Source organism: Pseudoroseomonas cervicalis ATCC 49957, assembly GCF_000164635.1.
Lineage (GTDB): Bacteria > Pseudomonadota > Alphaproteobacteria > Acetobacterales > Acetobacteraceae > Pseudoroseomonas > Pseudoroseomonas cervicalis.
The window spans coordinates 1,157,116-1,163,544 of sequence record NZ_GG770777.1 but is presented as its reverse complement, the minus strand read 5'-3'; the positions used below and the strand labels follow the sequence as shown (position 1 = coordinate 1,163,544).

The following is a 6,429-nucleotide window of genomic DNA, read 5'->3' as shown; positions in this document are numbered from 1 at the left end:
CGCCCGGCGGCCCAGGGCGCGGATGCGGGCGCAGAGCGCCTCGGCCGCCGCCGCATCGTCCAGGTGGTTCACGGCGATGTCGGCGCCGGCCTCGGCGAGCGCCAGGGCGATGGCGGCGCCGATGCCCTGCTGGGCGCCGGTGACCAGGGCGAGGCGGGGCGGTGGGGTCTGCTGCATGCCGGTTCTCCTTCGCCGCCAGTGCAGCATGCGGCGGCGGCGGTGGTAAGGGCGCGGCCGGACCGGTGCTCCCCCCGCCGTGACGGGGCCGCAGGGCTGCTTCCAGCCCGGCCGGGCTTTTGCCGGGCGCGGCACGGGCCTAGCCTGATCCTCCCGCCCCACAGCCAGCCGGTCCCGCCTTGCCCAGCCCCAGCCGCCCCGATGCCTCCGGCCAAGACCCCGCCATAGTCCCCGCCGCGCCGGCGGAGGCCAGCGTGACGCCCTCGCCCCCCCTGCCGGACCCGCGGCTGATGGCGGCGATCGTGGCCAGCGCGCTGTTCATGCAGAACCTGGACAGCACGGTGGTGGCGACGGCGCTGCCGGCCATGGCGCGCTCCCTGGGCGAGGACCCGCTGGTGATGGGCGTGGCCATCACCTCCTACCTGGTGGCGCTGACGGTGTTCATCCCGCTCAGCGGCTGGGTGGCGGACCGCTTCGGGGCGAAGCAGGTCTTCATGGTGGCGATCGCCACCTTCACCCTGGCCTCGGCCTTTTGCGGCCTGTCGAACGGGCTGGCGGAGATGGTGGCGGCGCGGGTGCTGCAGGGGCTGGGCGGGGCGATGATGGTGCCGGTCGGCCGCATCCTGCTGCTGCGCCGGGTGCGGAAGGAGGAGCTGCTCTCGGTCACCACCTGGCTGACCATGCCGGGGCTGCTCGGGCCGCTGCTCGGCCCGCCGGTGGGCGGGCTGCTGACCGACCTGATCTCCTGGCGCGCGGTGTTCTGGATCAATGTCCCGGTGGGGCTGCTGGGGTTGCTGCTGGTCTGGCGCATCATCCCGGCGCTGCCCAAGGCGCTGCCGCCGCCGCCCGACATCCGCGGCCTGTCGATGGTGGGCGCCGCGCTGGCCTGCCTGATGTTCGCCTTCGAGACGCTGGGCCGTGGCCTGGTGCCCAGCCCGGTGCCGCAGCTGGTGCTGCTGCTGGGCGTCGTGCTGACGGCGCTGGCGGTGCGGCATTGTCTCCGCGTCGCCAACCCGGCGCTGGATTTCCGGCTGCTGTCGATCCCGAGCTTCCAGGTGCCCGCCGTCGCCGGCACGATCTTCCGGGTGGGTGCCGGCGCCGTGCCCTTCCTGATCCCGCTGACGCTGCAGCTGGGCTTCGGCGCCAGCGCGGCGCAGAGCGGCATGGTGAGCTTCGCCACCGCGCTCGGCGCCTTCGCCATGAAGCCGATGGCGCAATTCGCGCTGCGCCGCTTCGGCTTCCGCAATGTGCTGATCTGGAACGCGCTGCTGGGCGCGCTGGCGATCGCGGCCTGCGGCGCCTTCCGTCCCGGCTGGCCGATGGCGGCGATCTTCGTGGTGCTGATGGTGGGCGGGCTGTTCCGCAGCCTGCACTTCACCACGCTGAACACGCTGGCCTATGCCGATGTGCCGCATGAGAAGCTCTCGGCCGCCACCAGCCTGTACAGCACCGCGCAGCAGCTGCCGCTGGCGCTGGGCGTGGCGGTGGCCTCGGCGGTGCTGCAGGCCAGCGTGGCGATCGCCGGCCGCGAGGCGGCGGCGATGCCCGACTTCACGGCGGCCTTCCTGGTGGGCGCCCTGCTGACCGCGGCGGCCGCCCCCCTGTCGCTGCGCCTGCCCCCCGATGCGGGCGAGGGCATCGTCAAACGCTAGCGGACCCCAATTGAAGGCGGGGTCCGGGGGGACCCTGTCCCCCCGGCCTTTGCTTTGCTTTCTGTGGCTTATTCCGCCGGCTGCGCCACCGGCTGCCGGCTGAACTTCCGCGCCAGCCCCTCGAAGGCCAGGTAGAGCACGGGCGTGACGAAGAGCGTCAGCGCCTGGGAGACGGCGAGCCCGCCCACCACGGCGAGGCCGAGCGGCTGGCGCAGCTCGGCCGCGGCGCCCCAGCCGGCGGCGATCGGCACCGCGCCGGCGGCGGCGGCGAGGGTGGTCATCATGATGGGCCGGAAGCGCAGGATGCTGGCGTCGCGCACCGCGGTCAGCGGATCGACGCCCTTGCGCTGCATGGCCAGCGCCACGTCCACCACCATGATGGCGTTCTTCTTCACCAGGCCGATCAGCAGCAGCACGCCGATCACCGCGATGACCGAGAGGTCGAGGTTGAACCACCACAGGGTGGCCAGCGCCCCGAGGGCGGCGGGCGGCAGGCCGGAGAGGATGGTCAGCGGGTGGACCAGGCTCTCATAGAGCACGCCGAGGACCACATACATGATCAGCACGGCGGCCAGCAGCAGCATGCCCTGGCCGGCCAGGGCCTGCTGGAAGATCTGCGCCGTGCCGGAATAGCCGGAGACGACGGTGGGCGGCAGGCCCAGCTCGCGCTCGACGATGGCGATGGCGGCGGTGGCCTGGCCGAGGGCGACATTGGGCGCGGTGTTGAAGCCGATGGTCACCGAGGGCAGCTGGCCCTGATGCGCCACGGTCAGCGGGCCCACGCGCCGCTCCAGCCGGGCGATGCCGTCCAGCGGCACCAGCCGCCCGGTGCTGCCGCGCAGGTAGATCTTGGACAGGCCGGTCTCGTCCTGCTGGTCGCGCGGCAGCGCCTCCAGGATCACGGCGTAGCTGTCGGAGGCGCCGTAGATGGTGCTGATCTGCCGCGCGCCGAAGGCGGAGTAGAGCGCCTGGCGCACCTGGTCGACGGTGACGCCGACGGCGGCGGCGCGGTCGCGGTCCACCTGCACCGAGAGGATGGGGGCCGAGAGCTGCAGGTCGGTGTTGACGTCCTGCAATTCCGGCAGCCGGCGCAGCGCCTCGGTCATGCGGCCGGCCCAGTCATACAGCTCGTCCGAGCGCAGCCCCTGCAGCGTGTACTGGTAGAGGGTGCGGGACTGGCGGGCGCCGAAATTGAGGTTCTGGATCGGGTTGTAGAAGACCCGCATGCCGGGGATGCCGGCGGTGCTGCGGCGCAGCTCCTGGATGATCTCGCCGATCGGCTGGCGCTCGGCGCGCGGCTTCAGCTGGACGAACATGCGGCCCTGGTTCAGCGCCTGGCTGTTGCCGCTGATGCCGACGATGGAGTTCACCAGCTCGACCGAGGGGTGCTGGCGGATCAGCTCGGCCACGCGGGCCTGGCGCACCGTCATGTCGTCGAAGGAGGCGTCCTGCGGCCCCTCGGTGCCGACGCTGAGCAGGCCGGTATCCTCGACGGGGAAGAAGCCCTTGGGGATGCTGACGGCCAGCCAGACCGACAGGCCGATGGAGGCGAGGAAGGTCAGCCAGACGATGGGGCGGAAGCGCAGCGCCTTGTCCAGCAGCCAGCCATAGCTGCGCTCCACCGCGACGAAGCCGCGCTCCAGCACGCGCTCGAAGGCGTTGGGCTTGCCATGCGCCGGCAGGCGGCTGGTCATCAGCGGCGTCAGCGTCAGCGAGACGACGCAGGAGACCAGCACGGCGAGCGAGACGGTGGCGGCGAAGGCGTTGAAGACGCGGCCGACCACGCCGCCCATCAGCAGGATCGGGATGAAGACGGCGATCAGCGACAGGGTGATGGAGATGATGGTGAAGCCGATCTCCTTCGCGCCGCGGATGGCGGCGGCGAAGGGGCTCATGCCCTCCTCCATGTGGCGGACGGCGGCCTCCAGCATGACGATGGCGTCGTCCACCACGAGGCCCACGGCCAGGGTCAGGCCGAGCAGCGTGATGTTGTCGATGCCGTAGCCCAGCGCGTACATCAGCCCGAAGGTGCCGGCGAGCGAGATGGGCACGGCGATGCCGGGGATCAGCGTCGCCCAGAGCTTGCGCAGGAACAGGAAGATCACCAGCACCACCAGGCCGATGGCGATCAGCAGGTGGTGCTGCACGTCGTGGACGGCGTCGCGGATGGAGACCGAGCGGTCGAGCATCACGGTGATCTCGGCGCCCGGCGGCAGCGCCGCCTGCAGCGCCGGCAGGGCGGCCTTGACGCCGTCCACCACCTCGACCGTGTTGGCGTCGGGCTGGCGCTGCACGGCGAGCGTCAGGCCGCGGGTGCCGTTCATCCAGGCGGCGACGCGGTTGTTCTCGACGCCATCGACCACGGTGGCGACGTCCTGCACCCGGATCGGGGTGTTGCCGCGGCCGCCGATGATCAGCTGGCCGAAGGCCTCGGCATCCTGCAACTGGTCGTTGGCGCGCAGCGTCAGCTGCTGGCGCGGGCCGTTCAGCGTGCCGACGGGGGTGTTGCTGTTGGCCGCCGCGATGGCGCGCTGCGCCTCGTCGAAGCTGAGGCCAAGGGCCGCCACCCGGTCGGGGTCGAGCTGCACGCGCACGGCGTATTTCTGCTCGCCATAGGTGACCACCTGGGCGACGCCCGGGATGCGCGACAGGGCGGGCGAGATCAGCACCGCCGCCACCTCGTTCAGCCGGTAGAGGGGGACGTCGCCACCGCGCAGGTTCAGCAGCACCACCGGCGCGTCGGCCGGGTTGGATTTGCGGAAGCTGGGCGGGTTGGTCATCTCCTGCGGCAGGCGGCGCTGGGCGCGGGAGATGGCGGCCTGCACGTCGAGCGCGGCGGCGTCGATGTTGCGCCCCAGCACGAATTGCAGGGTGAGCTGGGTGGTGCCCTGGCCGCTGGTCGACGACATCTGGTCGATGCCGGCGATGGTGGAGAATTCGCGCTCCAAGGGCAGCGCCACCGAATTCGCCATGGTCTCCGGGCTGGCGCCGGGCAGGTTGGCGGAGACGGTGATGACCGGGAAATCGACCCGCGGCACCGCCGCGACCGGCATCTGGAAATAGGCCACGATGCCCGCCAGCACCGCCGCGGCGGCCAGCAGGCCGGTCATCACGGGGCGGCGGATGCAGAGCTCGGACAGGTGCATCGTGGCGCTTCCTCAGCTCTGGGGCGGGCGGGGGGTGGGCTGGGCGGGGCGCTCGGCGATGCGGGCGCCGTCGGAGAGCAGCTGCGCCCCCTCGGTCACCACCTTGTCGCCGGCGGCGATCTCGGCGCGCAGCACGGCGCGGCCGCCGACCACGCGCTGCAGCGTCACGGCGCGGCGGCGGGCGCGATTCTCGCCATCGACCACATAGACGTAACGCTCGCCGCCCGAGCCGGTCTGCACCGCCTGGACCGGCACGCTCAGCGCGTCCAGCTCGGTGCGCGGCACCAGCACGACGTTGACATACTGCCCCGGCCAGAGCGCGCTGTCGGCATTCGGGAAGCGCGCCTTGAGCTGCACCGTGCCGGAGGTGGTATCGACCTGGCTGTCGACGAAGAAAAGCTGGCCCTGCACCGGCGGGTGGGAATCGCCCGGCGGGTGGGCGGTGACGCGGGGCAGGGCGCCGCTGGCCTCGCCGCGCTGCATGGCGGCGCGGATCTCGGGCAGCCAGCGCTCCGGCACGGCGAACTGCACCTGGATCGGGTCGGTCTGGGTGATGGTGGCCAAGGCCGTCTGCTCCCCCGATCGCACCAGATTGCCCTCGGTGATCGGCAGGGCGCCGAGCCGGCCGGTGATCTCGGCGCGGATGGTGGCATAATCCAGCGTCAGGCGGGTCTGGGCGATGAGGGCCTCGGTGCCGCGCAGATTGGCCTCGGCCGAGGCGGCGTCGGCCTGGGCCTGCTCGTAGCGCTGGGCGGCGGCGAAGCCCTCGCCGCGCAGCGAGGTGTAGCGCGTGGCGTCCGCCCGGGCGCGCACCGCCAGCGCCCGGTCGCGCGCCAGTTGCGCCTCCTGCTGGGCCAGCTGCGCCTGGGCCATGCGCGAATCCAGGGTGAACAGCACCTGGCCGCGCTCGACCCGCTGGCCTTCCTGGACATGCACCTTCTCGATCTGGCCATCGACCCGGCTGCGCACGGTGACCGTCGCCTCGGCCACCACATTGCCATTGGCGGCGATCTCCAGCGGGACCGGTCCGCGCTGGGCGGGGCTGGTGGCCACCGGCACGGCGGGGCCGGAGCCCTGGGGTGTCCTTTGGGGCGTCCCTTGGGGCGTCCCCTGGGCCAGCAGGGGAGAGGGCGCGCCCGCCAGGGCGACGGCCAGGACCAGCGGCATGCCGAGGGCAGCCGCCCGCATCAGGTCACGCGAACGCGAAGGGGTCATGGCTTTCCGCATAGGCCGCATGGCAGCCCGCGCAAAGCGACCGTTGCATTGCGTTACAATTCTGCATCGAAAATAGCGATACCGGTTCCGCGAGAACGCGCCAGGAGGCGAGGCGGAGCGGCACAGTGCGGGCGACGAAAAACCGCGGCCGGCGGATTGCTCCGCCCCGCGGCTTCCAGGGCGTCCCGCCGGAGGCGGGCGCCGGGCTTCGTCGCGCCAGCCGCGCCGGCCGCCCTCAG

4 protein-coding genes are annotated in these 6,429 nt (G+C 72.4%); 1 reads left to right on the top strand and 3 read right to left on the bottom strand.

Translation table 11 applies throughout. From position 1 onward, the window contains the following. Positions 1 to 177: SDR family NAD(P)-dependent oxidoreductase (locus tag HMPREF0731_RS23860; protein ID WP_007002955.1), on the bottom strand; the 177-nt coding region annotated here is incomplete at its 3' end. A gap of 254 nt (positions 178 to 431) precedes the next feature. On the opposite strand from HMPREF0731_RS23860, the gene HMPREF0731_RS05030 reads away from it, so the two are divergent. Next, positions 432 to 1,829: an MFS transporter gene (locus HMPREF0731_RS05030; RefSeq protein ID WP_007002954.1), complete on the top strand. Its 1,398-nt coding sequence runs from the start codon at positions 432 to 434 to the stop codon at positions 1,827 to 1,829. A gap of 68 nt (positions 1,830 to 1,897) precedes the next feature. On the opposite strand, the gene HMPREF0731_RS05025 is transcribed toward HMPREF0731_RS05030, so the two are convergent. Both HMPREF0731_RS05025 and HMPREF0731_RS05020 read right to left on the bottom strand, forming a co-directional pair. Further along, the gene (locus tag HMPREF0731_RS05025) at positions 1,898 to 4,975 is read right to left on the bottom strand and encodes an efflux RND transporter permease subunit (protein WP_007002953.1); all 3,078 of its coding nucleotides are present in this window, start codon (positions 4,973 to 4,975) and stop codon (positions 1,898 to 1,900) included. A gap of 12 nt (positions 4,976 to 4,987) precedes the next feature. After that, positions 4,988 to 6,190, bottom strand: a complete 1,203-nt coding sequence (locus tag HMPREF0731_RS05020) for an efflux RND transporter periplasmic adaptor subunit (RefSeq protein ID WP_245538245.1) — start codon at positions 6,188 to 6,190, stop codon at positions 4,988 to 4,990. Positions 6,191 to 6,429 lie beyond the last annotated feature (239 nt).